At 63.7% G+C, this 26,250-nt stretch carries 24 protein-coding genes; 9 read left to right on the forward strand and 15 right to left on the reverse strand.

The window, feature by feature from the left end:
* Positions 1-7 precede the first annotated feature (7 nt).
* The gene (locus H9627_RS12530) at positions 8-1,930 is read left to right on the forward strand and encodes a BCCT family transporter (RefSeq protein WP_225213842.1); all 1,923 of its coding nucleotides are present in this window, start codon (positions 8-10) and stop codon (positions 1,928-1,930) included.
* A gap of 87 nt (positions 1,931-2,017) precedes the next feature.
* Here H9627_RS12530 and H9627_RS12535 read toward each other — a convergent pair whose 3' ends face one another.
* On the reverse strand, positions 2,018-2,620 hold the full coding sequence (locus H9627_RS12535; protein WP_191734375.1) for a superoxide dismutase: 603 nt from the start codon (positions 2,618-2,620) through the stop codon (positions 2,018-2,020).
* 251 nt (positions 2,621-2,871) lie between these two features.
* On the opposite strand from H9627_RS12535, the gene msrA reads away from it, so the two are divergent.
* Together msrA and H9627_RS12545 are read left to right on the forward strand one after the other, a co-directional pair.
* Positions 2,872-3,525, forward strand: coding sequence for a peptide-methionine (S)-S-oxide reductase MsrA (msrA, locus tag H9627_RS12540; RefSeq protein WP_191734376.1), 654 nt, complete (start codon positions 2,872-2,874; stop codon positions 3,523-3,525).
* Between the two features lie 15 nt (positions 3,526-3,540).
* Entirely contained in the window at positions 3,541-4,092 is a 552-nt protein-coding gene (locus tag H9627_RS12545; protein WP_191734377.1) for an LURP-one-related/scramblase family protein, read from the forward strand.
* A 19-nt stretch (positions 4,093-4,111) separates the two neighbouring features.
* Here the strand turns inward: H9627_RS12545 and H9627_RS12550 are convergent, their stop codons facing one another.
* The 3 genes from H9627_RS12550 to H9627_RS12560 all read right to left on the reverse strand — a co-directional run bounded on the left by H9627_RS12550 (position 4,112) and on the right by H9627_RS12560 (position 8,295).
* Positions 4,112-5,455: a hypothetical protein gene (locus H9627_RS12550; RefSeq protein ID WP_191734412.1), complete on the reverse strand. Its 1,344-nt coding sequence runs from the start codon at positions 5,453-5,455 to the stop codon at positions 4,112-4,114.
* Between the two features lie 150 nt (positions 5,456-5,605).
* Complete coding sequence (locus H9627_RS12555) at positions 5,606-6,859, reverse strand: alpha-hydroxy acid oxidase (protein WP_191734378.1); 1,254 nt, start codon at positions 6,857-6,859, stop codon at positions 5,606-5,608.
* A gap of 101 nt (positions 6,860-6,960) precedes the next feature.
* Positions 6,961-8,295 (reverse strand): MFS transporter, encoded by a 1,335-nt coding sequence (locus H9627_RS12560; protein ID WP_225213843.1) that lies wholly within the window; start codon positions 8,293-8,295, stop codon positions 6,961-6,963.
* Between the two features lie 314 nt (positions 8,296-8,609).
* On the opposite strand from H9627_RS12560, the gene H9627_RS12565 reads away from it, so the two are divergent.
* Complete coding sequence (locus H9627_RS12565) at positions 8,610-9,182, forward strand: hemerythrin domain-containing protein (protein ID WP_191734379.1); 573 nt, start codon at positions 8,610-8,612, stop codon at positions 9,180-9,182.
* Here H9627_RS12565 and H9627_RS12570 read toward each other — a convergent pair.
* The 5 genes from H9627_RS12570 to H9627_RS12590 all read right to left on the reverse strand — a co-directional run bounded on the left by H9627_RS12570 (position 9,179) and on the right by H9627_RS12590 (position 14,260).
* Entirely contained in the window at positions 9,179-9,967 is a 789-nt protein-coding gene (locus tag H9627_RS12570; RefSeq protein ID WP_191734380.1) for a metallophosphoesterase family protein, read from the reverse strand. The two genes, H9627_RS12565 and H9627_RS12570, sit on opposite strands and share 4 nt — an antisense overlap.
* Positions 9,968-9,974: 7 nt before the next feature.
* A complete protein-coding gene (locus H9627_RS12575) occupies positions 9,975-10,634 on the reverse strand; it encodes a FadR/GntR family transcriptional regulator (protein WP_263599147.1) in 660 nt (219 codons plus the stop codon).
* A gap of 63 nt (positions 10,635-10,697) precedes the next feature.
* Positions 10,698-11,243: an NADPH-dependent FMN reductase gene (locus H9627_RS12580; RefSeq protein WP_191734382.1), complete on the reverse strand. Its 546-nt coding sequence runs from the start codon at positions 11,241-11,243 to the stop codon at positions 10,698-10,700.
* Between the two features lie 65 nt (positions 11,244-11,308).
* On the reverse strand, positions 11,309-11,953 hold the full coding sequence (locus tag H9627_RS12585) for an HAD family hydrolase (RefSeq protein WP_191734383.1): 645 nt from the start codon (positions 11,951-11,953) through the stop codon (positions 11,309-11,311).
* Between the two features lie 495 nt (positions 11,954-12,448).
* Entirely contained in the window at positions 12,449-14,260 is a 1,812-nt protein-coding gene (locus tag H9627_RS12590; RefSeq protein WP_191734384.1) for an alpha/beta-hydrolase family protein, read from the reverse strand.
* A 183-nt stretch (positions 14,261-14,443) separates the two neighbouring features.
* Here H9627_RS12590 and H9627_RS12595 point away from each other — a divergent pair, with 183 nt between their 5' ends.
* The 3 genes from H9627_RS12595 (at position 14,444) to H9627_RS12605 (ending at position 19,577) form a co-directional block, all read left to right on the forward strand.
* Positions 14,444-15,397 (forward strand): L-lactate dehydrogenase, encoded by a 954-nt coding sequence (locus tag H9627_RS12595; protein ID WP_404826214.1) that lies wholly within the window; start codon positions 14,444-14,446, stop codon positions 15,395-15,397.
* Between the two features lie 100 nt (positions 15,398-15,497).
* Positions 15,498-17,390, forward strand: a complete 1,893-nt coding sequence (locus H9627_RS12600; protein ID WP_191734386.1) for a pyruvate kinase — start codon at positions 15,498-15,500, stop codon at positions 17,388-17,390.
* A gap of 762 nt (positions 17,391-18,152) precedes the next feature.
* The gene (locus tag H9627_RS12605) at positions 18,153-19,577 is read left to right on the forward strand and encodes a DUF4389 domain-containing protein (protein WP_191734387.1); all 1,425 of its coding nucleotides are present in this window, start codon (positions 18,153-18,155) and stop codon (positions 19,575-19,577) included.
* 21 nt (positions 19,578-19,598) lie between these two features.
* On the opposite strand, the gene H9627_RS14405 is transcribed toward H9627_RS12605, so the two are convergent.
* Positions 19,599-19,778 carry an alpha/beta hydrolase gene (locus H9627_RS14405; protein ID WP_404826215.1) on the reverse strand — a complete coding sequence of 60 codons (180 nt, stop codon included), beginning with the start codon at positions 19,776-19,778 and terminating at the stop codon, positions 19,599-19,601.
* 41 nt (positions 19,779-19,819) lie between these two features.
* Positions 19,820-20,482 (reverse strand): alpha/beta hydrolase fold domain-containing protein, encoded by a 663-nt coding sequence (locus H9627_RS12610; protein WP_318247796.1) that lies wholly within the window; start codon positions 20,480-20,482, stop codon positions 19,820-19,822.
* 338 nt (positions 20,483-20,820) lie between these two features.
* Here H9627_RS12610 and H9627_RS12615 point away from each other — a divergent pair, with 338 nt between their 5' ends.
* Both H9627_RS12615 and H9627_RS12620 read left to right on the forward strand, forming a co-directional pair.
* A complete protein-coding gene (locus H9627_RS12615) occupies positions 20,821-21,582 on the forward strand; it encodes a glycerophosphodiester phosphodiesterase family protein (protein ID WP_191734388.1) in 762 nt (253 codons plus the stop codon).
* Positions 21,566-22,480 carry a DUF5926 family protein gene (locus H9627_RS12620; RefSeq protein WP_191734389.1) on the forward strand — a complete coding sequence of 305 codons (915 nt, stop codon included), beginning with the start codon at positions 21,566-21,568 and terminating at the stop codon, positions 22,478-22,480. Before H9627_RS12615 ends, H9627_RS12620 begins: the two co-directional genes overlap by 17 nt.
* A 71-nt stretch (positions 22,481-22,551) precedes the next feature.
* Here H9627_RS12620 and H9627_RS12625 read toward each other — a convergent pair whose 3' ends face one another.
* The 4 genes from H9627_RS12625 to H9627_RS12640 all read right to left on the reverse strand — a co-directional run bounded on the left by H9627_RS12625 (position 22,552) and on the right by H9627_RS12640 (position 26,240).
* Positions 22,552-23,832 carry an LCP family protein gene (locus H9627_RS12625; RefSeq protein WP_191734390.1) on the reverse strand — a complete coding sequence of 427 codons (1,281 nt, stop codon included), beginning with the start codon at positions 23,830-23,832 and terminating at the stop codon, positions 22,552-22,554.
* Between the two features lie 16 nt (positions 23,833-23,848).
* Positions 23,849-24,163 (reverse strand): hypothetical protein, encoded by a 315-nt coding sequence (locus H9627_RS12630; protein WP_191734391.1) that lies wholly within the window; start codon positions 24,161-24,163, stop codon positions 23,849-23,851.
* 212 nt (positions 24,164-24,375) lie between these two features.
* Complete coding sequence (locus H9627_RS12635; protein WP_191734392.1) at positions 24,376-25,104, reverse strand: CPBP family intramembrane glutamic endopeptidase; 729 nt, start codon at positions 25,102-25,104, stop codon at positions 24,376-24,378.
* On the reverse strand, positions 25,101-26,240 hold the full coding sequence (locus H9627_RS12640; RefSeq protein ID WP_191734393.1) for an amidase family protein: 1,140 nt from the start codon (positions 26,238-26,240) through the stop codon (positions 25,101-25,103). The genes H9627_RS12635 and H9627_RS12640 overlap by 4 nt, the downstream gene beginning before the upstream one ends.
* Positions 26,241-26,250: the final 10 nt, after the last annotated feature.

Here is a 26,250-nt window from a genome sequence, read left to right on the forward strand (position 1 = left end):
ACACACCATGCCCGAAAACCCCCGACCACAACCGGATGACAGCTTCACCCAGAGACTGCGCAGCAGCACGAAGACCACCGCCGTGGGGCTGTATCCCCATGATCTCCACCCCGGGCTGGTGCCCGGCATCAGCGTGGATGAACAACGCCAGCGCTTCGGGGTGGACCGGGTGGTGTTCTTCACCACCGCGACCATCATTATCGCCTTTATCGCCTGGGGTGTGAGCAGCCCGGATTCCGTCTCCGCGGTGTCCTCCACCGCCTATTCCTGGGCGATGAGCAACGCCGCCTGGCTGCTCAACCTCGTCATGGCGCTCGGCCTGTTCGTCATGTTATTCCTGGCGTTCTCCCGTTTCGGCCACATCCCGCTGGGCACGGACGCCGACAAACCGGAATTCTCCCGTTTCTCCTGGATTGCCATGATGTTCGGCGCCGGAATCGGCGTGGGCATCTTCTTCTTCGGCCCGTCCGAACCCCTGGCGTATTTCCTGTCCCCGCCACCAAACACCGTGGAGGCAGGCACCCCGGAGGCACTCCACCAGGCAATGGCGCAATCTCACTTCCACTGGGGGCTGTCCATCTGGGCACTGTATTCCCTGGTGGGAGGGGCACTGGCCTACTCCACCTACCGACGTGGCCGCCCCTCCCTGATCAGTTCCGTCTTCCGCCCCCTGCTGGGCACCAGACATGCTGAGGGGCCGGCGGCGCGGGTCATTGACATCCTGGCGATCATCGCCACGCTTTTCGGCACTGCCGCCACCCTGGGGTTGTCCGCACTCCAGATCGGTCGGGGCGTGGAGATCATCTCCGGGGTGGGTCCACTGGCTAACAACGCGGTTCTCATGATCATCGGCCTGCTGGGCGTGGCGTTCATCATCAGTGCGGTCTCCGGTGTGGCCCGGGGCATCCGCTACCTGTCCAACATCAACATCAGCCTCACCCTGGGGTTGATCGCCTTCGTCTTCATCTTCGGCCCCAGCCTCTTCCTGCTCAACCTCATCCCCTCGGGCATCATGACCTACCTGGATGAGCTGCTGCCCATGATGGGCAAATCCCTGTCCTGGGGCGAGGACACCCTGGAGTTCCAGGGCTGGTGGACCGCCTTCTACTGGGCCTGGTGGATCGCCTGGACCCCGTTCGTGGGCATGTTCATCGCACGTATCTCACGGGGCCGCACCCTCCGGGAATTCGCACTGGTCACCATCGCGGTGCCCAGTTTCATTCTCATCCTGGCGTTTACCATCTTCGGTGGTGCCGCCATCCACTTCCACCGTGAGGGTGTCCAGACATTCGACGGAACCGCCGACAATGAACAGGTGCTGTTCGCCCTGTTTGACCAGCTTCCGCTGAACACCCTGACCCCGTTCATCCTTGTCACGGTGTTGGCAATCTTCTTCGTCACCTCCGCGGACTCGGCGTCCGTGGTGATGGGCACAATGTCTTCCAAGGGGGATCCTGCTCCGAAGAAGATGGTCGTAGTCTTCTGGGGTCTGTGCATGATGGGCATCGCGGTGGTCATGTTGCTGGCCGGCGGTGAGACCACCCTGACCGCACTCCAGAACCTCACGATCCTCATCGCCCTGCCGTTCTCCGTCGTGCTCATCCTGATGACGGTGGCGTTCCTGCGCGATCTCACCACCGATCCGGCGGCCATCCGTCGCACCTACGCCACCGCTGCAGTGCGCAGTGCTGTGGTTCGTGGCCTGGAGGAACATGGTGATGATTTCGAGCTGGCGGTTTCGGCCTCCCCGGCGGGACAGGGGGCCGGTGCCGATTTCGATTCCACCGCCGACCGCGTGACCGAGTGGTACCAGCGCACCGATGAGGAGGGTAACCCCATCGACTACAACTACACCACCGGTGAGTGGGCTGATGGGTGGATCCCCAATGAGGACACCGCTTCGCGTGCGGTGACTGACGACAAGAACTGATAACGCACGAAGGTGGGCCCCGGAGGAATTCCTCCGGGGCCCACCCTTATTTCACGCGTTGCGATCCCGGTTACCGGGAATCACTGCCTACTTGGAGGCGGAGTCGAAACGCTGTGCAACGTCATCCCAGTTGAAGACGTTCCAGACTGCCTTGACGTAGTCAGCCTTGACGTTCTTGTACTGGAGGTAGAAGGCGTGCTCCCACATGTCGAGCATCAGCAGCGGGGTGATGTCGATGGAGATGTTGCCCTGCTGGTCGGTCAGCTGCTCGATGACGAGGCGGTCAGCGATGTGGTCGTAACCGAGAACGGCCCAGCCGGAGCCCTGCAGGCCGAGTGCTGCGGAGTTGAAGTGGTCCTTGAACTTCTCGAAGGAACCGAAGTCGCGGTTGATGGCCTCAGCCAGTGCACCGGTAGGCTCGCCGCCACCGTTGGGGGAAAGGTTCTTCCAGAAGATGGAGTGGTTGGTGTGGCCACCCAGGTTGAAAGCAAGGTTCTTGGACAGAGCGCGAACCTGGTCGGGGTTGGTGCCCTCCTCGCGTGCCTTCTCGAGAGCGTCGAGTGCAGCGTTGGCGCCTGCAACGTAGGTTGCGTGGTGCTTGGAGTGGTGCAGCTCCATGATCTCAGCCGCGATGTGTGGCTCGAGAGCGTCGTATGCGTAATCAAGTTCCGGAAGTTCGTAAACAGCCATGTTGTTTCCTTTCGTTGGGTTCGGCACCGAGCATATACAGATTTCGGCGACTCGTCAGCGAGTGCCCTCCACATGGGTGGTGCCTCTGTTTACAATGATAGGCGATTTTGTTGATAAAGCAACGACTTTTATGCAAATCCTATTATTAGGTCCCAGGGTAGGGCACCTCCTGGGCTGGAATAGCGCAGCGGAAAACACGGTTGTGTGGGAGTAGAGTCGCAACAAAAATCCCTTATGGAAGGAACGTCACAATGGCATTTTTCTTCAGGCCCGAGCCGAAGATGGTGACACCCGAGGAGGCCCTCAAGGGCGGTCGACATCCTGTTCTCGAATCCCCCCAACCCCACACCGTGCTGGGCACCCCGATCACCGGCCCCTGGAAGGAGGGGCAGAAGCGCGTCTGGATCGGACTGGGCTGTTTCTGGGGCGTGGAACAGATGTACTGGAAGATGGACGGAGTGGAATCCACCTCGGTGGGTTACGCTGGCGGTTACACCCCGAACCCCACCTACCGCGAGGTCTGCTCGGGGCGCACCGGCCACACCGAGATCGTCGAGGTGGTCTACGACCCGGAGAAGGTCACCCTGGCGGAACTGGTGGCCCGGGGCCTGGAAGCCCACGACCCGACGCAGGGATACCGCCAGGGCAATGATGTGGGCACCCAGTACCGCTCGGCCTTCTATGTGGAAACCGGTGAGGAGGCCGAAACCGTGCGCCAGATTGTCTCCACCTACGGGGAGACGCTGAAGTCCCACGGTTTCGGCGAGATCACCACCGAGGTTGATGTCATCACACCGGCGGACTATTACCTCGCCGAGGACTACCATCAGCAGTATCTACATAAGAACCCCGATGGGTACTGCCCGCACCATTCCACCGGTATTCCCTGCGGCGTGGAGGCTTAGGAGAAAGGTCCGCGCGTGTCCCTGCTGACTCATAACACCCTGATGTTCCAGCAGGTCACCGCCCTGGTGACTAATGACTTCGCCATCCTCGATGGTGAGGGGCAGGTTGCTGGCCGTGTGGAGACCCACGGGTCGCTGGGGTCCCTACTGGTGAAGGGGAGCCGGCATTTCACCGTGCGGGACGTGGAGGATCAGCCGGTCCTGATCGTGCGCGATCCGCTCAACTTCGTTCGCGACACCTTCGAATTACAGTTCCCCGACGGCAGTGCCTTCGGCCAGGTGCGCAGGCGGTTTGTTGCGCTCACGACGCGTTTGGATATCACTCTGGCCTCGGGCGCTCTGATTGAACTTCGGGGCAACCTCACCGGTTTGAAGTTCACTTTCACCACGCAGGGGCGCGTGGTGGCCCGGGTGTCACGGACCTGGCCGGGCCTGGCCAGGGGAGTGCTGGGGCGCAGCGCCTATGCACTGACCTTTGAGCCGGAGGCCCCGGTTGAGATCCGTCGTGCGGTCATCGGCACCATGGTGGTGCTCGACCTGGTCCGCCACAAAGACAGCAACAGCTGAGATCACCGGGAAAGTGGGGTCAGGGGGTGAATTCCTCGAAGGGGACGGAGCTCATGATCTTCGCCCGTTCCGCTTCGAGTTCCGCATGGCTGCAGGAATAGAAGAAGTCCATCCCCTGCGTGTCGCTGATCGCGGAATCGATCTGCCGGATGTATTCCTCCCATAGTTCCTCATTGCGTTCCTCCAGGTAGTCAATGTCTGCTGCCATTTCCTCGACGACATCAGCCTCCCCATGATGCTGCGCCTGGGTGTACAGGCGTACGGCCTCCTCCGGGGTGGGGATATGTTCCCCGATTTCCTGGCAGAACAGATTGGGAAAATGCTCATGATCCCGGGCTAGGGAAATATCGTGGTTTTTCTCTTCCCGAATGCTGGATATCGCCTCGGTTGTCACCTGTTGGCGTTGAGCTTTCAGTTGGGCGGTGATCAGATCGTGGAAAAGGGAGGAATTCTGGGGAGGCGCCTCGTTGTTTGTGGTGGTCTCCAGGAGCCTGGACACACGGGATATATCCTGGAGAACGGTGCCGGTTCGGCTGCCTCCTAACGTTGTTTCCACATGTCGGTGGAGTGCGGTGGGTGCGCTCAGGAAGAGATCGGTGTGTTGTTCCATGGTGCGTTCCAGCAGCTGGATCAGCTGCTCCTGCAAGGCCTCCCAGAAGATGAGGATGGAGGCGGCGGTGCAGTCCTCCTCGACATGCTGGCGCACGGTTCGCTCATTCTCCGTGGTATCGGGCAGCGCCATGATCGCGGTGGTGAAGTGCTCGACCAGACTGTCCATCCGGGCAAGATATAAGCGGTGGATCCATTCATAGGTGCGCTGGAAGGCATCGATGGAATCATCCCCGGTGAACAGATCCACCAGCAGCACCAGCTGTTCTGGGAGCACCTCGATGAAATCCGTGGTTTTCAGCTCAGACCGGTGGGCAAGGAGAGCCTCCGGATCCGCATGGTCGGAGGCGGCCGGAGGGATGATGCCCTGGGCGAGAGTGAAGGCACTGGTGAGGTCCTCGGGCGTGGGTTCCGCAGCGAGGAAAAGATACATTCTTCTGCGCGCGCGTATTTTATCGGCGCGCGCATGCTTGATATGTAGGGAGTTTTCCGGGTAGGCAACCAGCGCGAGGATGTCTTCATAAGTGAAATCCGCCTGGAGTCGGGCGAGCTGGTCGACTGCAGGATTGGATACTTTGTGGGGATCAGGCATCAGGGAGCGGAGCGCGTACTCTCGGGCTATCAGGGGGCGGTAGTGGGCGGTGAGCTTATCGACGTTTTCTGCCACCGCCTCCCGGGCTCGGAGGACGGTATCCTCATTGATCGGAACCACAACAGCTTTCATGGCATCGCGGATGAGGGTTTCGGCAACCATGGCAACTCCTGAACGTAGGGGATGTGGGGCACGCTTCTTATCGAAAGTGTATTCGATAAGCTGGCGTCTGTCTCCCCTTTCCGCAAAACCCCGTACCCCACCGCGGAGGTGGGGTACGGGGAGGGGTCGGGCGTCGACAAGCGTTGAGCGTTAGACGTGGGTGCGCGAGGTGTCGCTGACGGGCGCCAGCGTGGTCAGCTGGGTGACATGGCGCGGTTCGAGCTCGTCGAGTGTGGACACTCCGAGCAACGCCATGGTGCGGGTGATCTCGGTGCGCAGGATCTCGATGGTGCGGTCCACGCCCTGGCGGCCGCCGGCCATGAGGCCGTAGAGGTAGGCGCGTCCGATGAGGGTGAAGTCGGCGCCGAGGGCGATGGCTGCGACGATGTCCGCGCCGTTCATGATGCCGGTGTCGACCATGATGGTCGGCTCGGAACCGACCTCGCGGCGCACCTGTGGAAGGAGGTGGAACGGCACCGGCGCGCGGTCGAGCTGGCGGCCGCCGTGGTTGGACAGGATGAGACCGTCGACGCCCTCCTCCAGCAGCTTCACCGCGTCGGGGACGTTCTGCACACCCTTGACCAGCAGTTTTCCGGGCCACATCTCGCGGATGATCTTGAGGTCCTCGTAGGAGATGGTGGGGTCCATTGCGGAGTTGAGCAGATCGCCGACGGTGCCGCCGGTGGAGGACAGGGACGCGAATTCCAGGGTCGGGGTGGTGAGGAAATCGATCCACCACCAGGGGCGTGGGATGGCGTTGAGGACGGTGGCCGGGGTCAGCTGCGGTGGGATGGAGAAACCGTTGCGGGTGTCGCGGATGCGGTAACCGGCGACGGGGGTGTCGACGGTGAACATGAGGGTGTCGAAACCCGCCGCGGCCGCGCGCTCCACCAGGCCGTAGGAGATCTCACGGTCCCGCATGACGTAGAGCTGGAACCAGTTGCGGCCCTGCGGGTTGGTGGCCTTGACATCCTCGATGGAAGTGGTGCCCAGTGTCGACAGTGTGAACGGAATTCCGGCGGCGCCCGCGGCTCCAGCACCGGCGATCTCCCCCTCCGTCTGCATGAGACGGGTGAACCCGGTGGGCGCGATACCGAACGGCAGCGCGGAATGACCACCGAGGATCTGTGTGGAAGGGTCCACATTCTCCGCGGGCTTGAGGATGTCCGGGTGGAATTCGATGTTCTCGAACGCCTCGCGGGCCCGTTTGATGGACAGCTCGGCCTCGGCGGCACCGTCGGTGTAATCGAAGGCGGCCGCCGGCGTGCGACGCTTGGCGATCTTCCGCAGATCATAGATGGTGAGCGCCGAATCCAGACGGCGTTTCTTCGCGTTGAGCTCCGGCTTCTTGAACTTCATCAGCTCAAGCATCTCGGATGGGTTGGGCAGCTGGCGCTTGACCATGGGGGAGGGTCCTTCCTTACAACAAAGGGGGTTATGGGCGATGGTAATCAGACTCGGGCGGGCGTGGGGCGCGGTCGGTCCGCGGCCGGTTCACGGCGGGTTCAGCTTTGCGACGCGACAGTCTCCGGCTCCCGGTGCGCCACCCGCTGGATGAAGAACGAGGCGACGATGGAGATGGAACAGCAGACCACGACATAGAGGGCGATCGGCCACCACTGGCCACCAGATACCTCGAACATCCAGGCCGCGATGATCGGTGCTGTGCCGCCGAAGATCGCCGCACCGAGCTGGTATCCCAGGGAGGCGCCGGTGTAGCGGACCTCGGGGGCGAAGTTCTCCGCGATGACGGTGCCGAGGATGGCGTTCACGCTGCCCCACAACATTCCGAAGCCGATGACGGTGGCGACGAACAGTGCCCAGATATAACCGGTGTTGAGCACCAGGTAGTAGGGGACGATCAGGAGGATCGTCGCCGTGGCGGACCAGCGGTACAGCTTCGCGCGGGGGACCCGGTCGGAGAAGGCTCCGAACAGTGGCATCCAGATGGTGGCCACGAGTGCGGCGCAGGCCACCGCGAGCAGGACGATGTTGTCGCGGATGTTCAGGAAGTTGGTGGCATAGGCGACGATGTAGGTGCCGAAGATATAGAACGGTCCCGTCTCGGCGGCCTTCGCCCCGATGGAGACCAGCACCGCCGGCCAGTACTTGGTCACGACCTCCTTGATGGGCAGCTTCACCTGATTGCCGGATTCGCGCATGCGCTTGAATTCGGGGGTCTCATCCAGGCCGTTGCGGATCCACAGGCCGATGAACACCAGGACGATGCTTCCCACGAACGGCACACGCCAACCCCAGGTGAGGAACTGCTCATCGGGCAGCAGGGTGAGCAGGGACACCACGCCCGCCGCCAGCAGCATCCCCAGGGAGATGCCCATCTGGGGAACCGCGCCGTAGAGGCCGCGCTGGTGTTTGGGGGCGTATTCGTAGGCGAGCAGCAGCGCCCCGCCCCATTCGCCACCGATGCCGATGCCCTGCAGGATGCGCAGCAGCATCAGCAGGATCGGCGCCCAGATACCGATCGTGTTGTAATCCGGCAGCAGGCCGATGGCCACTGTTCCTCCTCCCATGAGCATGAGGGTGAGGAACAGGGTCTTCTTGCGGCCGATGCGATCCCCGATGTGTGCGAAGATCACTCCACCCAGGGGGCGGAAGAAGAAGGTCAGCGAGAAGGATGCGTAGGCCAGCATCGTGGAGACGAACGGATTGTCGTTGGGGAAGAACATCTTGTTGAACACGAGCGCGGCGACTGTTCCATAGACCAGGAAGTCGAACCATTCGATGACGCTGCCACTGAGGCTGCCGAACAGTACCCGTTTGTTCAGTTTGGTCGGGGGCTGCGCGGTGGCAGTCCTCGTTGAGGCGGTTGTGGTGATCAAGGTGACCTCATTTCGCAGGGGGGGATTCAAGGGGGCAGCATGGGGTGGGGCTCCTGTGGCCCGACCTTGTGGTCAGACCACAAGAATGTAAGGCGCGTCACCTTCGGGTGTCAACAGTGGGGCGGTGGGCAGGGGTGGGGGCGCTGGCCCGTTTGCGGCCAAAAGCACTGTTCAATGCGGTGGAGTGGCACCCCCGCGCCGGGGTGGCTGGAAGCAGGAAGTGTGGCCGGGGGTTTGGCTCTGGCCACCCTTTGTGATCGTGGTTACACTCGGGGCCCAGAGGAAATGTCAGCCCCTATGGAAGGACCCGCATCATGGCCCACGCAGACCAGCCCGCCAGCAGCACCGATGTCACCGCAATTCTCACCGCCGACCACAAGGACATGCGTGATCTGCTCGCCCAGGTTCATCTGACCAGCGACCCCGAGCAGCGTCGCAACCTGGTCGACACCGCCACCGCCGAGGTCATGCGCCACTCGGTCGCGGAGGAGATGTACGTCTACCCCGTCATGGAGGAGCACCTGCCCAACGGAGCGGAAGAAGTGGAGCACGACAAGAAGGAACACGACGAACTGGTCCAGGTGATGAAGGAGCTGGAGGGTGTGGATGCCGCGCACCCCGACTTCATCGACCTGGTCAAGAAGTTCGAGGAGATGCTCGCCCACCACGCCAAGGATGAGGAGGAGGACCAGTTTCCGAAGCTGCGCGCCCACCTTCCCCAGGAGCAGCTGGAGGAACTGGGGGAGAAGGTCGAGCAGGCCAAAAAAGTCGCCCCGACCCGTCCTCACCCCAGCGCACCGCACTCCGAGCTCTTCCACAAGACCGTCGGCGTCGGTGTCGGCATGGTCGACCGGCTGCGTGACAAGCTCACCGGGCGCGCGACCTAGCTGATCTGCATCACCGGGAACGGCCACGGCCGCGCCAGGTGGGGCGGGTGCTGTTCGAAGGGATAGCCGAGTGACACCTCGACGTGGCTGATGCCGTCGACACGCGTTTCCACGGGGATGTGCAGGTGACCGTGGATGGCCATGACCGCGTTGTGTTTCACGGGCCAGTCGCGGGTGGCGGTGGTGCCGCACCACAGGGCGATGTCACGCATCCGGAGTCGGTGCGTGGGTTCGACGACCAGCGGCCAGTGGTTGACCAGCACCTTCTCACCGCGTGTGGCCTTGAGGCGGTCCTCGGTGTATTCGATTCGCTCGGCGCACCATTTCTCGATGTCGACATAGGGGGCGATGGCGATCTCGTCGTCAAGCTTCACCGACGCGCGCGCCACCGCCTGCTGCGCGGTGAGCCCCGGCGGGCGGAAGGAGTAGTCGTAGAGGGTGAACAGCGGGCAGACCGTCACCCGCCCGAACACCGGATAAGGGTCCTCCGGGGTGATCACCCCGATTGCGCGCAGCTGCCCGACCAGCGCACGGTAACGGGCCCGGCCGTTGACGCGGTCGGTTCTGCGGTTGAACAGCTCATGGTTACCCGGCACCCAGATCACCATCTCGAACCGCTGCTTCAGCGCACCGAGCGTGCGCACCACATCGGGGATGCGCTCGGCGACGTCGCCGGCCACGATCAACCAGTCCCCGGGGTGCCGGGGAGCAAGCTTGTCGACGACCGCCTGATTCTCAGCGAACGTGACATGCAGATCGCTGACCGCCCAAAGCGTCCGAGGCATCAACCAGCTACCCCTGTGTCTCCTCGTAGTACCCGGTGATGTGCCGGTGCAGCAGCTCAGCAGCCTCCTCCGCCCTATGCTCACGCAGGGCGGTGAGAATGTCGCGGTGCTCCGCCTGGAGACGGGTGGCGGTGGCACGCCAATCGGGCAGGGTCTGTGCACGGGCCACGGTGTGATCCGCCACGGATGTGCGCAGTGCATCCATCAGCGTGCTGATCAGCGGATTCGAGGCCGCCCTGGACAGCACCGCATGGAACTGGGCATCCAGGTTGAGGAACTCCTCCAGGGGCAGTTCGGGATCATCCATGATGGTGAGCAGCTTCTCCGCCGAATCCCAATCACCACGCTCCGGGAGCGAATGCCGCGCCGCCCAGCCCTCCAGCAACAGACGGGCCTCGAACACATCATGATGTCCGACCTGGCTCGTGGCCAACTGCAGCGTCAGCGACAGCGACAACGCCTGCTCGGGGACGGCCGTGATGATCGTCCCCGACCGCGGCCCGGAACCCGTCGCGCTGGAGATACTCCCCAGCGCCTCCAGCACGCGGAGAGCCTCCCTCAGCGAACTGCGGGACACACCGAGCGTTTCTGCGAGTGCCCGCTCGCTGGGGAGATGATCACCGATACCGAGCCGGCCGCTTTTCAATTCCTCAGTGACCCAATTCATGACGGTTTCATGCGCTTTCATTATGTTCCAGTATCGCACGGAGCCGGCAGGAAAAGGCGATTGTCAGCGCCTCAGTGCCTCCAGGAGAGCATCCACAACCTTTGCCAGCTCACCTGCACGACGCTCATTCGGTGAGAAAACACCATCCCTGCTCTCATTGAACGTGGAGAAGGTCACCTGGGCACGGACATCGAACATGTTGAAATTGCCCACGATCTGACGCCACTGCTCCACAGACCGCACCCCCTCGGCCGCGCCATAGGAGACGAAACCAACCGGCTTGCCCCACCATTCCATCCCCAGGACATCGAAGGCATTCTTGAACGCGCCGGGCACACCATGGTTGTACTCAGGCGTGATGAAAAGGAATGCATCACACGCATCGATGGCCTGCGACCACCGGGTGACATTCTCATCCTCATACTGCTTATTGGCAGCACCCGGCACTGTCTCCGCCTCCAGGAGGGGGACATTGAACGCCTTCAGATCCAGGAGCTCATACTCCACACCCTCATCGGCGCGGGCTTCAACCTGGCCCATGACCCAGTCACCCACCCCCTGCCCGAACCGTCCCTTGCGGATACTTCCGATAATGACGCCGACCTTCATGTTGGACTCCTTTGGTAGATGATGTGCAGTGTTGTCCGCCATCGTAGGTGCGCCCGGCCGGTATGTCAGCCGAAGACGACCTGATCCAGGGAGGTGACATCCACGCGCGGATCGGTGCCGGAGCGGTTGATGTACCAGGCCTTCCATCCCAGTTCACGGGGCTTTTCCACATCATTGACCCAGTCATCACCGACGATGGTGGCGGTTGTGGTACCGAGCCGGTTCAGGGCACGTTCATATATCTCCGGGCGTGGTTTCGCGGAATCCAGCGTGGTGGCCGCCAACATCACCACCCCGGGCAGGTTCAGGCCGGTGCGATCGAGCTTGTCCTGCTGCATCTCCTCGCTGCCGTTAGTGAGGATCCCCACCGGATCCCCCGTGGCCAGAGCCCGTTCCAGGCAGGGCAGGGCATCGTCGAAGGCGGTCCAGTGCTGCTCATAGGCGCGTAGGTAGCCTGTGTAGATCTCGTCGCAGGTGTCATCGTCCATCTCCCGGCCGGTGTAGGCGCGGATGCGATCACGACGCTGCCCCAGGTGGGTGGTCTCACCCCGTTCGAAACGCCCGAAGCCCCATTTGTCCAACTCCAGCCAGCGCTCGAAATCCGGCTCGATGCCGATGGTGGGGGACCATGCCTGCAGCGCCGCATGGGAAGCGCTGGTGTGATCCACGAGGGTGCCGTCGAGGTCGAAGAGGATTGCGTGCCGGTTCATGGCATTGATACTAGGTGGGTTGGTGCCGGGGGTTCGATTATTTCGACACCTGCTGCGGTTGCCGGGGAGGGTGTGTCGAAAAATTCGCGTTTCAGCGACGCCTGGGTTCGCGTTTTTCGACACACGGCCTGCTCACCCCGCCCGTTGTGTCGAAGAAGTCGAACCTGCACCGCGCCCCACATCCCGCAGGCTATGCCCGGCCCATTTCGACACGGTGACAGCCACAGAAGGTCGTCCGGGCGGGAGGGGTTCGATTATTTCGACACGCACCGCGTCATCCGGGGAGGGTGTGTCGAAAAAATCGCATTGCAGCGGCACCTGGGTTCGAATTTCTCGACACACTGCCTGCTCACCGTGCCCGTTGTGTCGAAAAAGTCGAACTCCACCCCGCGGGGGCCGAAAAACACCCCGCCCCAGATCGCCGTCTAAGCGCCCAGCAACCCGCAGGCCATGCCCAGGCCCATCCGGCCCCCACAAAGGCCTTAAAACGCCCCACTACCGCCTGACCGAGTTCTCCCGGATCCAGGTGATCGCCTTCTGCTGGATTCCCGGGGTCAGCTGCACCGGAACTCCCACCCGGGAGCCCAGCAGCGCCGCCCAGTAGGGAAGGAATTCACCGTGGTAGTTGTGCCCGTGACCTCCGGGGACATCCACGGACACCGTCAGGTCCAGGGCCAGCTGCCATCCGGTGACAAACGGCACCCACCGCAGTCGTTGGAACACATCCAGTTTCTGCGCATCGGGTGCTGTCACCCCGCGGGTGCCGGGTTCACGCAGCCAGTCGGGGCGGCGGACAAACAGTGGCAGCTCCCACCAGACGATCGGGTCGGAGGCGTGCTGGGCGATGATCATCCGCGGGTGGGACCATTCGCACGCATAACCCTCGCCCCGGTAATCGCAGGTCAGGTGCACCGGATCGGCGACAAAGCGGATGTGCCGGCCGCCGTCGATGATGGGCAGGCGTTCGGGACTGCCGGGATCGCGCTGGGTGATCAGCTCTTGCATGGCGTCACTGAAGCGCGGGGTCCCGGACAGCATGACCCCGTCGGCCCTAGTCAACAGCTCGCGGACATCGCCGTAGGCGCTGGCGGTTCCGTAGGCGCCGAGGGATTCGCCGGCCAGGTAGAGGCGGGGGCGGTGGTGTGGTGGGAGGGAGTGGTGGTGGTGGAGGATGGCGTCGATAAGCTCGCGGGCGGCGCGCACGGGGGCGTCGTTGTCGCGGTACCAGCTCAGCCAGCTGGGGAGGTAGCTGTATTGCATGGAGATGGTGGCGCAGTTGCCGCCGGTGAGGAATTCCACGGCGGCGACGGACCAGTCGGTGATCCAACCGGTGCCGGTGGAGGTGGTGATGACGATGGTGTCGCGTCGGAAGGCGCCGGTGCGGTGTATCTCGCGGATGAGCAGGTCGATCTGCATGGCGCGGGTGCGCCCGGGCACGAGGCCCGCGAAGAGGCGGATGGGTTCGTGCACACGGCTCGGATCAAGTCCGGTGACCTCTGCGATATCCCGCCTGCGTGGCCCGCCCGACAACACCGCCCGCCCCTGCGACCCGACCGCGCCCCAGTGCTCATGGGACCACGGGCTGCCGGAGCGTTCCGGTTCCCACGGCTGCCAGGTGCCGGGGAAGACCAGTCTGTTGAGGTGTTCGGCCTTGCGGGCGGCGGTGTTGAGCATGCGTAGGACCACGCGGTCGGCAAGCAGCATCACGCCGACGCTCAATGCGCCCACTGACAATGGCCAGCTCAGCCACCTGGTCCAGGTGGGCAGCATCCGCACCGCCAGCACCCGCAGCCGGTCCACCGCGCCCTGGATCAACTCGCCCAGCACCAGCAGCGCACCGTAACCGACGGTCCCGACCAGCACACCCAGGGTGGTTTCCGCAGGCCCGCGGTTCTTGATGCCCATGAGTTGGGACTGGTTGCGTTGCCGCTGCACACCCACCGCCACGGTGACCAGCGTGATCGCCCCCACCGCGCCGTGGGTGATCTGACTCAGGCCCGGCACCCGGGGCGCGAGTGTGGACAGACCGGTGGCCACGCCATGACCGACCGCCTGGCATACCGCGAGGTTGACCGCCGTGACCCACCACGGCCGGGGCAGCAGCGAGGGTGATAATGCCCACCAGGTGGCCACCTCCGCACCGAGCAGCCCGGCGCCCATGCGGCGCGGCAGGATACGGCGCGGGACGGCGGGCAGCAGTTCCAGGGTGGCGCCCAGTTCGCGGGCTACCAGGCGTAATGCTTGTCGACGCCCTCCTCCCACCCAGCGCACACACTCACGAACCACTAGTCTCGGGGTTGATGGCATAGATGAATGATGACAGAGCCCGGCGCACTCCGCAGGGCGACCATGTCTTTCGTGTCTGGTCAGACAGCTTTTCCGGACAGAATCGGGCATAATTAAAAAGGTAGACACAGTTCCTGGGCACGCCACGGACACGCACCATCTCTCTGGCAGCCTGGGCTCAACACGGGAATGAGGATGGACAACATGCGTTTTGTGGGCAACCGGGTGGTTTTGATCGGGGCGGGCGATGTGGGGGTCGCCTATGCGTATGCGCTGGTCAACCAGGGTATCGCGGATGAGCTGTGCATCATTGACATCGATGAGAAGAAACTTGAAGGCAATGTCATGGACTTGAGCCATGGCGTGGTGTGGGCCGGCAAGCGCACCAAGGTGAGGAAGGGGACCTACGCCGACTGCGAGGACGCTGCCATGGTGGTCATCTGCGCCGGTGCCGCCCAGAAGCCGGGTGAGACCCGTCTGCAGCTGGTGGACAAGAATGTGAAGATCATGCACGCCATCGTGGATGAGGTCATGGCCAATGGTTTCGATGGTCTGTTCCTGGTGGCCACCAACCCCGTGGACATCCTCACCTACGCGGTGTGGAAATTCTCCGGCCTGGACCACAGCCGTGTGATCGGGTCCGGCACCGTCCTGGATACCGCGCGCTTCCGGTACATGCTCGGTGAGCTCTATGATGTCTCGCCGAAGTCGATCCACGCCTACATCATCGGTGAGCACGGTGATACCGAGCTGCCTGTTCTCTCCTCCGCCACGATCGCGGGTGTGTCCATGCGCAAGATGCTGGAAAAGGATCCCGAGCTGGAGCCGCGCCTGGAGAAGATCTTCGAGGACACCCGTGATGCCGCGTACCGGATCATCGATGCCAAGGGCTCGACGTCCTACGGTATCGGCATGGGCCTGGCGCGCATCACCCGGGCGATCCTCAACAACCAGGATGTCGCCCTGCCGGTCAGCGCCTACCTGGAGGGACAGTACGGCGAGGAGGACATCTACATCGGCACCCCCGCCATCATCGACCGCAGTGGCATCCACCGCGTGGTGGAGCTGGAGATCTCCGATCGTGAGATGAGCCGCTTCAAGCATTCTGCGCAGACGCTGCGTGCGATTAAGGATGAGATCTTCCCGGCGGGGGAATAGGGGGCGGGGGTTTTCGTCGATAAGCATTGTGTGGCGCGCGGGATCACCGCTGCGGGGGCACAATGGGACTATTAGCGGTCCGAGGGTTAAGGAGCAACAGATGGGTACGTTCGATCACGATCATCTGCAGGAACTACGCCGTGAGGTCGATGACCTGCTGACCGAGCTGGCGCAGGTCACAGAGGCGAATAAGGCGGAGATCGATAAGGTGGCGCCGACGCATTACAACGGCGCGATCAACCTGCTCCACTACCTGCATCTGCGCACCCGGGATCTGCGTGGCCTGCAGAGCGCCCTGGCCTCCATCGGGTCGACCCGTCTGACCACCACCGAACCCAGCGTGAAGGCGCGCCTGAAATCTGCGCGCAATGTCATCGGCGCCTACCTGGGGGAGGGGCCCATCTACCCCGGTCGCGATGTTGCCGATGCCTTCTCCGATGCCGATGAGATCCTCGACGAGCACGCCGAGATCCTCCTGGGCGCACCCATCGAGGGCACCCCGTCCTGCATCATGGTGACCCTGCCCGCCGAGGCCGCCACCGACCTGGAGATGGTCCGCGGGTTCGCCAAGAGCGGCATGGACCTGGCCCGTATCAACTGCGCGCACGATGATGAGACCGTGTGGAAGCAGATGATCGACAATGTCCACATCGTCGCCGAGGAGGCCGGCCGTGAGATCCGCGTGGCCATGGACCTGGGCGGCCCGAAGGTGCGCACCGGTGAGATCGCGCCGGGCCCCGAGGTCGGTCGTGCGCGTGTGACCCGCCTGGACACCGGCAAGGTGCTCACCCCCGCGAAGATCTGGATCACCCCGATCCCGGAGGAGGGCACCGAACCCGCACCGGTTCCGGAGAATCTGCCCGGCCGCCCGGCGCTGGCGGTGCAGGTGGATCCGGCGTGGTTCGAGAAATTGTCCACCGGCAGCGTCATCGGCCTGACCGACACCCGCGGTTCCCGCCGCTCCTTCACCGTCGTTCGCACCTTCGACGGCGCTGTGCTGGCCGAGGGGTACCAGAACGCCTACATCGCCAACGGAACCCTGCTCCAGCACGATTACGAGCGCACCCCGGTCCGCGGCATCCCGCCGGTGGACCAGCGCATCAACCTCAAGGTGGGTAACCGCATGTTCCTCACCTCCGAGGACGTGGTCTACGATCCCTCGGCCGGCCACGGCCGCACGCCCAAGATCAGCTGCACCCTCCCGGAGGCGGTCGGGGCCATCAAGGTCGGTCACCGGGTGCTTTTCGACGACGGATCCATCGCCGCCGTCTGCATCGACCGCAAGGAACACGACGGCCACCACGTGGTGGAACTGGAGGTCACCCGCGCCCGCCCGCAGGGTGTCAACCTGGCCGCCTATAAGGGCATCAACCTGCCCGATTCCGCACTGCCCCTGCCCAGCCTCACCGAGGAGGACCTCCGCCACCTGCGGTTCGTGGCCGAGCACGCCGACATTGTCAACGTCTCCTTCATCCGCGACACCGGTGATGTGGAGTATGTCCTCGATGCCCTCGCCGAGATCGCGGAGGAGACCGGCGAGCACGACAAGATCCGGGAACTGGGCCTCGTGCTCAAGATTGAGACCATCCCCGGATATGAGAACCTCGCGCCCATCATGCTCACCGGCATGCGGCATGAGAACTTCGGCGTGATGATCGCCCGCGGTGACCTCGCCGTGGAACTCGGCTTCGACCGCATGGCCGAGGTCCCGCAGCTGATCATGGCTCTGGCCGAGGCTGCCCACATCCCCACCATCTTCGCCACCCAGGTCCTGGAGAACATGGCCAAGAACGGCCTGCCCTCCCGCGCCGAGATCACCGACGCCACCCTGGCGCTGCGCTGCGAATGCGTCATGCTCAACAAGGGCCCACACATCAACGACGCCATCAAGGTGCTGTCCCGCATGAGCAGGAAACTCGGTGCCTCCCAGCGTAAGAGCCGCATGCTGCTGCGCCGTATCCGCAGCTGGGAGGAGCCGGACCAGCAGAGTTAGTGGTTGCGTTCCGGGGACAGGTTATGCCGCCACGGCCTCGGAACGTCGAAACCAGAGGGCGAGTAGTGGTCCAACGATAAGGAGCACCACCCACACAAGGGTGATCACCGTGATCTCGAAGATGTCCCCGCGTTCCCTGCCCAAGGTCGCGCCGGGAAGAGTGGCGCGGTGGATGCGCAGACCGTCAAACGGGGCGTTGCGCTTGCGCTGGTCTCGTTCCTGGTCTCTCGCGCCGTGACCGCCTGGACTGATCTGCTGTTCCGCCCACCCGTCCAGGTCAGGGGTCCCAAGGCTGGCTGGGTATGGATCACCGCCATACCTTTCGTAGGGCCTCTGGCCTTTTTCATCCGGGGGATACGACGGTGAACACGGTTGACGAACAGCGCCCCTCCGCTACCTTGTGATAAGCGGCATAAGGGGTGCTTGTCACCAGATTTTTCCTGGTCAAAGCAATAAGAGTGGCCCATACTGGATATGAGCGGACGTGCTTCCGCCCCGGTCATTGCCGTCACTCCAAGGAGTTTGTCCATAGCCAGTAGTCACCGCGCCACCACATGAACCTGACTGATTCCCACACCACACGTATTCTCCACCCCAGGGAAAACTGAATATAGGCGATGAAGGGTCCGGCGACCGAGTAGAGCATCCGACCCCATGGGCTGCCTAGAACCTCATGTCTTCCCACTTTCCTAAGGAAGCGTCATGACCTCTCAACCGACCTATCCAACCGCCCCCACCACACCGAGGGAACCACCTCCCCGCATGAGACCCCTGAACTGGATCCTGCTGGTCATGGGTGTCCTGATCACCATTGCCGGACTGGGCCTGACCATCGGCGGGGCGGTACTCGCCGGTGCCGGTGCAGCCCAGTCCGATGGGCAGTACCCCGTTGTCTATGAAGAGAATTTCCAGAGCGCCGGTCACGCCATCCTCGCCCCACCGCTGGTGTTCGATGCGTCGGACACCGGGTCCTCCGATCTGGCCTCCACGGGTGAGATCGCCAGTGCGCGGGTGCAGGTGAGCTCCGTGGTCTCCGATCAGGACATCTTCATCGGGATCGCCGATTCCGCTGATATCGGCGATTATCTCGACGGGGTGTCCCACACCGTCCTGGGGGATCTCTCCTGGCAGTCCGGACAGCCATCGTCGGCGCCGCCGGAGTGGTTCCCGTCCTCGGACACCGGTGTTCGACAACAGGAGATCGATGGTACCCGGACCCCGGAGCTTCCCGCTGACCAGGATTTCTGGGCTGTTTCCGCCTCCGGTGTGGGCACCCAGGAGATCACCTTCGATCTGCAACCGGGGAACTGGACCCTGGTGGTGATGAATACTGACGCCTCCCGCCCTGTATGGGCGGATCTGCAGGTCGGGGCCAGAACCGAACTGCTGGATTCCGGTACACTCGCGGTCTGGATCGCGGGACTGTTGGCGCTGCTGCTGGGCATCCCACTGCTGTTGGTGGGTGCCGCCGGCCTGGGTAGGGACATCAGCCTGGGTAGCAGCCGGGGTAGCAGCCTGGGTGCAGATCCGGCATACCCGCAACCCTATGACACCCTCCGCGTTCACCCGTTGACCTTCACCGGCCACCTGGATGGGACACCGTCCCGGGGTCTGTGGCTGATCAAATGGCTGCTGGTGATCCCGCACTACCTCATCCTGGGGTTGTTGTGGTTCGCGCAGCTGATCACCACGATCGCGGCCGGGGTGGCGATCCTGTTCACCGGTCGCTATCCCCGGTCGTGGTTCGCCTTCAGCGTCGGCGTGCTGAGATGGCAGTGGCGGGTGGGATTCTACGGTTATGCTGCTCTGGGCACCGACCGGTATCCCCCCTTCACCTTGGCGCATGTGGACTACCCGGCCACGCTCGATGTGGTCTATCCCGAGCAGCTTTCCCGGGGCCTTGTCCTGGTCAAATGGTGGTTACTGGCACTGCCGCACCTGTTCATCGTGGCACTCCTCACCGGTAACAGCGGGTCCCTGCTGGGCCTGCTCATTCTGATCATCGCCGTGGCGCTGCTGTTCACCGGTCGCTACCTCCCCGGGCTCTTCGACCTGGTGATGGGTACGGAGAGGTGGGCCTACCGGGTGGTCACCTACACACTGCTGCTGCGTGATGAGTACCCGCCGTTCCGCCTCGACCAGGGGCCCACCGACCCAGCGCCCACCGGAATGGAGGCCACCGGGTAGCCCACTGCCTGACCGTTAACCTCAACCGTTGAGTATCCGACGCATCCAGCTGCTGCGGGTGGAGGTGGTTTCCCGGGCCACCTCCGACTCGGGTGCCAGGGTGTCATAACCGTGGAAGCCACCACGCCAGACATGCAGTTCGGTCTGCACGCCTGCCTCCAGGAGACGCAGGGCAAACTTGATGTCCTCATCACGGAACACCTCTGCGGAGCCGACGTCGATGTAGGTGGTGGGCAGACCGGTCAGATCGGTGGCGCGCGCAGGGGCAGCGTAGTGGTTGATGTCCTCGCGTTCGGCGTGCCCCCGCCCAGGATCGCATTCCAGGCGTATTCATTGGATTCCCGGGGCCAGATGTGGCCGTAGCCCTCGGTGAACTGCCGTGAGGAGACGGTGGTGTTGCGGTCATCGAGCATGGGGTAGATCAGGCATTGGGCAAACAGACTGATCTCACCCTTGTCGCGCGCCATGAGGGCGACCCCTGCGGCCAGGCCTCCGCCACCGGAACCACCACCGACGATGATCCGCTCCGGGTTCACACCCCATTCCCTGGCCTGGGATGCCGCCCACAGCAGACCGGCGTAGCAGTCCTCCACACCGGCGGGTGCCGGGTGATCAGGGGCCAGGCGGTATTCCGGAGTGACGATCACCATGTTGTGTTCCTGCACCCAGGCGAATTCGTCGTAGCCTCCGAAGCCGGCGAAGCGGTCACCCAGGATCATGCCGCCACCGTGGATACCGTAATACAGGGGCGCGTCCGTCACTGTGCCTGCGGGCCGGATCACGGTGAGCTCAATCGGCCCACGGGGGCCGTCGATGGTGTGGTCCTCCCACTGCAGGCCGAGGGCATCGGCCTGCTCCTTCACCAGGTCCCGCCCGGCTGGTGCGGACATGGCTTCGCGCAGCACGGGGGAAGGTCTGCTCGGTGACGGTGGGCAGCACCATCTCCGGGTTGTCCAGGATGACCGCGGCGTCGGGGTCGATGGGCTGCCGCACAATATCGTCATTATGCATCGGAACTCCTTCAGATGAAAGTGTGATGTGCGACTCATTCTAGCCAGCTGTCCAACATCCGGGGTGGAAATCAGTGCTTTTGTTGACATCCCACCAACTGGTCACCAGTTGTAGCCCGTTAATTCATCTGGTCTTAATTGGTGGGTGGCGATAAGGCTCTGCAAAGTTCACCACCTGCGGGGATACTGGGAAAAGGTTTCCGCATTGCCGTCGGCGTAGGAGAATGTGAAATATGAAGATCATCGCGCACCGGGGATTGTGCTCCCAGTACCCGGAGCTGACCGCCTCCGCTTTCCGCGCAGCCCTCAAACTGCCCATCCATGGGGTCGAGACCGATGTCCGTCTCACCAGGTGCGGGGAGGTGGTGTGTGTCCATGATCCGGTGATCAGCAGGGTCTCTGATGGTTTCGGCCGGGTGTCCGCGATGCGCCTGGAGCAGCTGCTGGAGTACAACTTCGGTACGAAGGACGCCCCGGAGAAGGTGCTCACCCTCAATAATCTGCTGGACATCATGGAGGACTACCCGGACAAGCACGTCTACATCGAGTCGAAGCACCCGATGCGGTATTCCATCATGCTGGAGGAGGAGATTGTCAAGATCCTGCGCTACCGCGGCCTCACCGAGGATCCGCGCATCCACTTCATCTCCTTCTCCCTGCCCGCCATCCACTGGATGACCACACTCGCCCCGGGCATCGACCGCATCCACCTGCGCCGGTCCTGGGAGCGGTGGCTCAACCCGACGGACCGTCGCCTCGGCAATCCGACCGGTCTTGGCCTGTCCATCGAGCGGGCGAAAATGAGCCCCGGGCTCATCGGCCGGCGGGGGTTGCCCACCTATCTGTTCACCGTGGACAAGGAGAAGGACTGGCAGTGGGCGTATGACCGCGGTGTGGAGATGCTCACCACCAACTTCCCCGGTGAAGCTGCGGAGTATCTGGGCGATGCACCTGCCACCGCCCTGTACGCTGATGTCCATGGCAAAGAAGAATAAGAAGAACGAACAACTGCCCGAGGGTATGAGCCGTCGTCAAGCAAAGATGGCCGCACGCGCCGCCGAGCGCGCCGCCCTGGAGGGTGAGCCCCGCCCCTTCGAGGGTCTGGCTATGGAGCCGCAGCTCGTGGCGCTGCAGGAATTCATTCCGTCGGCAACCACGCCGATCACCGTCAAGGGCACCGACCGCACGGTCACGCTGTGTACCGTTCTCCCGGGCGCCGTCGCCGCACTGATCCGCGATGAGGAGCACGGCGCCGAGGCGTTCGTCGCCATGCAGCAGGGCACCCGCTCCACCACCCCGGGCAAGGACCTCGCGTTCGCGCTGAACTGGGTGCTCAGCGCCACCCCCGGCCAGTCCCTGACCAGCGCGAAGCACGACGGTACGCAGCCAGCGCTCACCGAGCTTATCGACGAAACGACCTCCCTCGACATCACCCCGCACCAGGATTTCAACTGGTGGCTTGCTGACAACGATGACCTCTCCCCGGAGGTCACCCAGCACATGCAGATGGCCAATGAGTCCATCCTGCCGTCCTATCCCGTGGACGCTGAGATCCCCGGCACCGCCTGGTGGGTCAACCCCGGCGGCAAGGCCCACATCCGCTGGGTACGTACCGACGATGAGAACACCCTCCTCAACGCACTGGCCCGCATCGCCGCACGCGGTGAGCTGATCCTGGGCGAGGACACCAAGTTCGCCGGTGCCTTCCGCACCCACGGCATCACCGTCCCGGTGTGGGACCTCGACCCCGAGCGTTCCCACACCGATTACGCCGCCGACCTGAAGGCCCTCGACGAGAAGATCGCGGGAGAGCTGGGCAACGATGCGCAGCTCACCCCGGATGAGCGCCGTCAGCTGGAGAACATCAAGTCCCGCCAGGTGACCATCCGCTAACCGGTAATTACAAAAAATGCCCTATCCTCCGAGCCGAATCGGCGGATAGGGCATTTATGCTGATCAGGGTATTAACGCAGAGAGCTGAACAGCTCCTCGGCGGCGTAATCATCCCAAATGACAACATTTCCTACGTCATAATCGGCGAAGGTGGCGATGGGGACGGTCTCGTTCTGAATGCCGCCACGCATGGCCAGCGCCAGGCGCCCCAGGTGCCAGACATGATCGCCCTCGCCGACGGTGAAGGTGCCCACGGCGTCGCCGATCATCGGGAAGACACGGAAGGGATTGAGCAGCGTGCCGGGGGAGGTGGCGGTGCTCAACAGGGCGGAGAAGAACTCCCGTTGGCGCACCACACGGTCCAGATCACCCATCGCGGTGGCGCGGGTGCGCACATAACCCAGCGCGGTCGCCCCGTCGAACTCCTGGCAACCCGCCTGGATATCCAGGTTGGCCAGCGGATCCTGGATGGGGTCAGCCGGGCACATCTCCACCCCGCCGATGGCATCGACCATGTTGGCCAACCCACCCATGCCGATCTCCGCGTAGTGGTCAACGCGCAGGCCGGTGGATTCCTCCACAGTTTGCGCCAACAGTTCCGGGCCGCCGACGGTGAAGGCCGCGTTGATCTTGTCCATGCCCCACCCGGGGATGTTGACATAGGAATCACGCGGGATCGACAGCAGGGTCGGCTCACCGCTGCGGGGGAGGTGCAGCACCATGATGGTGTCGGTGCGTCCCACACCGATATCCCCACCGGTGCCCAGACGATTGATGTCCTCCTCGCTCAGGCCCTGACGCGAATCAGAACCCACCAGCAACCAGTTCGTCCCAGCGGTGTTGGACACCCGGGCCTCCGGGGTGGCATCCACCCGGTTGAGCTGCGAGTCGGCCCACAGGGTCACCGCACCGACCAGCACCAGGATGACTGCGAACATGGTGAACAGGGATCCCAGGCATCCCCGCGGGCGCAGGCGGATCCGCGGCAGACCACGGCGCCGACGCTGCGCCGGTCCTTGAGTATTGACCACCTGGGGTAGTTCCTGCGGAACGTGTCCGACGTGGCCCGGGTGCTGGTAGACCTGCGGGCCGGGTTGGTTCTGGGGTCGCGGGGGAAACTGCTGGGGCGGAAACTGCTGACGCGGGGCGGCCGGCGGGAATTGCTGGCGGGGTGCCGCCGACCCGGGTTGTTCCGGGAAGATGCGGGTAGAATCCGCCGGCGGGGAAGTCCGTCGTGGCGGGGTCGGCCGTTGCGTTGCTTGTCGACGCGCCCGCACCGGCCTGCCATAGCGGTCGAGGATGGGCCGACCCTGGCTGTCACGGGCGAAATCGCCCTGTCCACGTGAATCCATGGGTTATACAGTAGCCCTAGTGCCACCGGATTTTTGAAGAGCGCCGGAACAGTCCCCGGTGCGCGGGATCAGGAGATTTCGAAAATGCGGCCCCCGCGTTTCCTGGCTCGCACCACTGGGAGAGGTAGTCCTGGTACTCCGGGTCGGCCGGGTTCTCCTGGCGGTAGTGGTGGCCGGCCATATCGAGGTAGGCGTTGTACTCCTCGGCCCGGCGGCGGACATCGACCAGCATGTCCGGTGTCTCTACCTTGGCCATCTCCTCCTCGTACTTCCGGGCGATCCCCACGTTCTGGTAGTCATTCCACGCCGTGGACACGACCGGGTACGCCATGATGGCCAGGCTCAGCAGCAGCAGGACCGGGGAGAGCAGGCGGGACCTGCGCCCCGGATCCTTCTCCCCGTCCGCTTATCGCCTGTACTGGCGGTTTTCTCCACTGAATTATCATGCCCGGTGCTGCTGAGGTGCCAGGAAAAGTCTTAAGAAAGAGTAGAACACTTGGGGATCTGTATGCCACGTCGAGTGGCATTGGTGCCCGTGAATTTCTACAACCCCAGCCAGCTCAGATCCCCACCCAGGGCGGTGTACCCCACAAAGGCCACGGCATCAATGAGGAAGTGGGCGATCACCAGGGGCCACACCCTGCCGGTGCGGTGGTAGAACCAGGCGAAGATGACACCCATGATGATGTTGCCGAAGCCGGCGGAGACCCCTTGGTACAGGTGGTAGGAACCCCGCAGTAGGGAGGAGGCGATGATCATCGCGGGCATACTCCAGCCCAGGCCGCGCAGGCGGGTGAGCAGCCAGAACACCACCACGATCTCCTCGGCGAAGGCATTGGCACCGGACCACACCAGCAGGATCGGTATCTCCCACCAGGGGCTGTCCAGGGTGGTGGGGATGACCTGCTTTGACAGTCCCAGGTGAACGGCACTGGCGTAGAAGATCAGACCGGGGAGGCCGATCAGCGCGGCCAGTCCGGCACCCCAACCGAGGTCACTCCACCGGATCCGCCCGATCCGGATCCCACTACCTGAGAGCAGATACAGCGCCAGCCCGCCCCAGGAGAACAGCACACCGGCAGAGACCAGCTGCAGGGCCAGGTCCAGCCAGATGCCCTGGGCCTGCGGGGCGTTGAGGGAGACGGCCTGATCGTTGAGGGCGGTGGGGGAGAGGAGGTCGTCGATAAGCCTGAGCAGTGAGCGTAGGCCACTCGCGCCGAAGGTGACGGCCAGGACCACGAGGATCTCCACCCGGATGCGCGCATGCGTCATAACAACTGCCCTCCCAGGCCGAGGATCTCGGCGTTGCCCACGCGCACCGCACCCAGGTGCATGCCCACGCCGTCCACCGGCATGCTCATCGCCGCGCCGCCGGTCATGTTGTAGGTGGTCGCCCACGGGGTCCACCGGGTCTGCTCCAGGAAATCCCCCTCCGGTCCCAGTGAGGAAAAATGACCCAGACGTGGTGGCGGGAAGGCGAGCGTGGGGCTGAGCACCACATCCACATCCCAGCTCTCCCGCACCGCATCCCCCACCGAGTCGAAGGCCGCCACCGCCCGGCCACGCGCAACCGGCGACTGGCTCCGGCCCTGCTCGCGCAACCACCTGACGATCGCGCTGGTGTCACCCGCGCCGGGATCCTCTATGGAGCAGGAACGCATCGCCAGCACCGCAGCAAATGCCTCGAACGCCCAGCTGCCATAGGGGCGATCAACCGGCACCACCTCGTGGCCGAGCTGCTCCAACCGTCGGGCCACCTCCTCCACCGTGTTCACAAAATGATCATCCACCGTCGTCTCCGCATGCACCGGTTCCAGCAGCACACCGATGCGCAAGGGGCGCACCACTGGGGTGAGGGCATGCAACCGCGCCTGGGTGGTGATGTCCCGGGTGATGAACCCCTGCGTTGCGGGCATGCCACCGCGGGAATCATGGGCGGGTTTGAAACCCACCACCTGGCACGCGGCGGCCGGAACCCGGATGGAACCGCCACCGTCGGAGGCGTGGGCGGCGTCGACAAGCATCCGTGCCACCGCCACCGCCGCACCCCCGGAGGACCCGCCCGTGGTGTGGCCGGGCAGGAGGGGATTGTCGGGCGCGGGCATCCCGACGGGTTCGCAGTAGGCGCTCAGACCAAGCTCGCTGGTCTGGGTTTTACCCGCGATGATCGCGCCCCGGTCAATGAGAGCCTGCAGAAACGGGTCCGTCTCCGTGGCCTGCACCTGTCGCCCGGCGGACCCGAAGGCAGTGGGCATGCCAGCCACATGGTGCAGATCCTTCGCCGGGATCACCATGCCGCGCAGTGGCCCCCGCCCGTGGCCGACGGTCACCTCCGGATCGAACCAGGCGAAACCATGTTCAGCCGGGGTCATGGTGGATAGGCACGCGGAAAGTGTGGCAACGGACATGAACAACCAC

The organism is Corynebacterium gallinarum, from assembly GCF_014837045.1.
In the GTDB taxonomy this organism is placed as follows: domain Bacteria; phylum Actinomycetota; class Actinomycetes; order Mycobacteriales; family Mycobacteriaceae; genus Corynebacterium; species Corynebacterium gallinarum.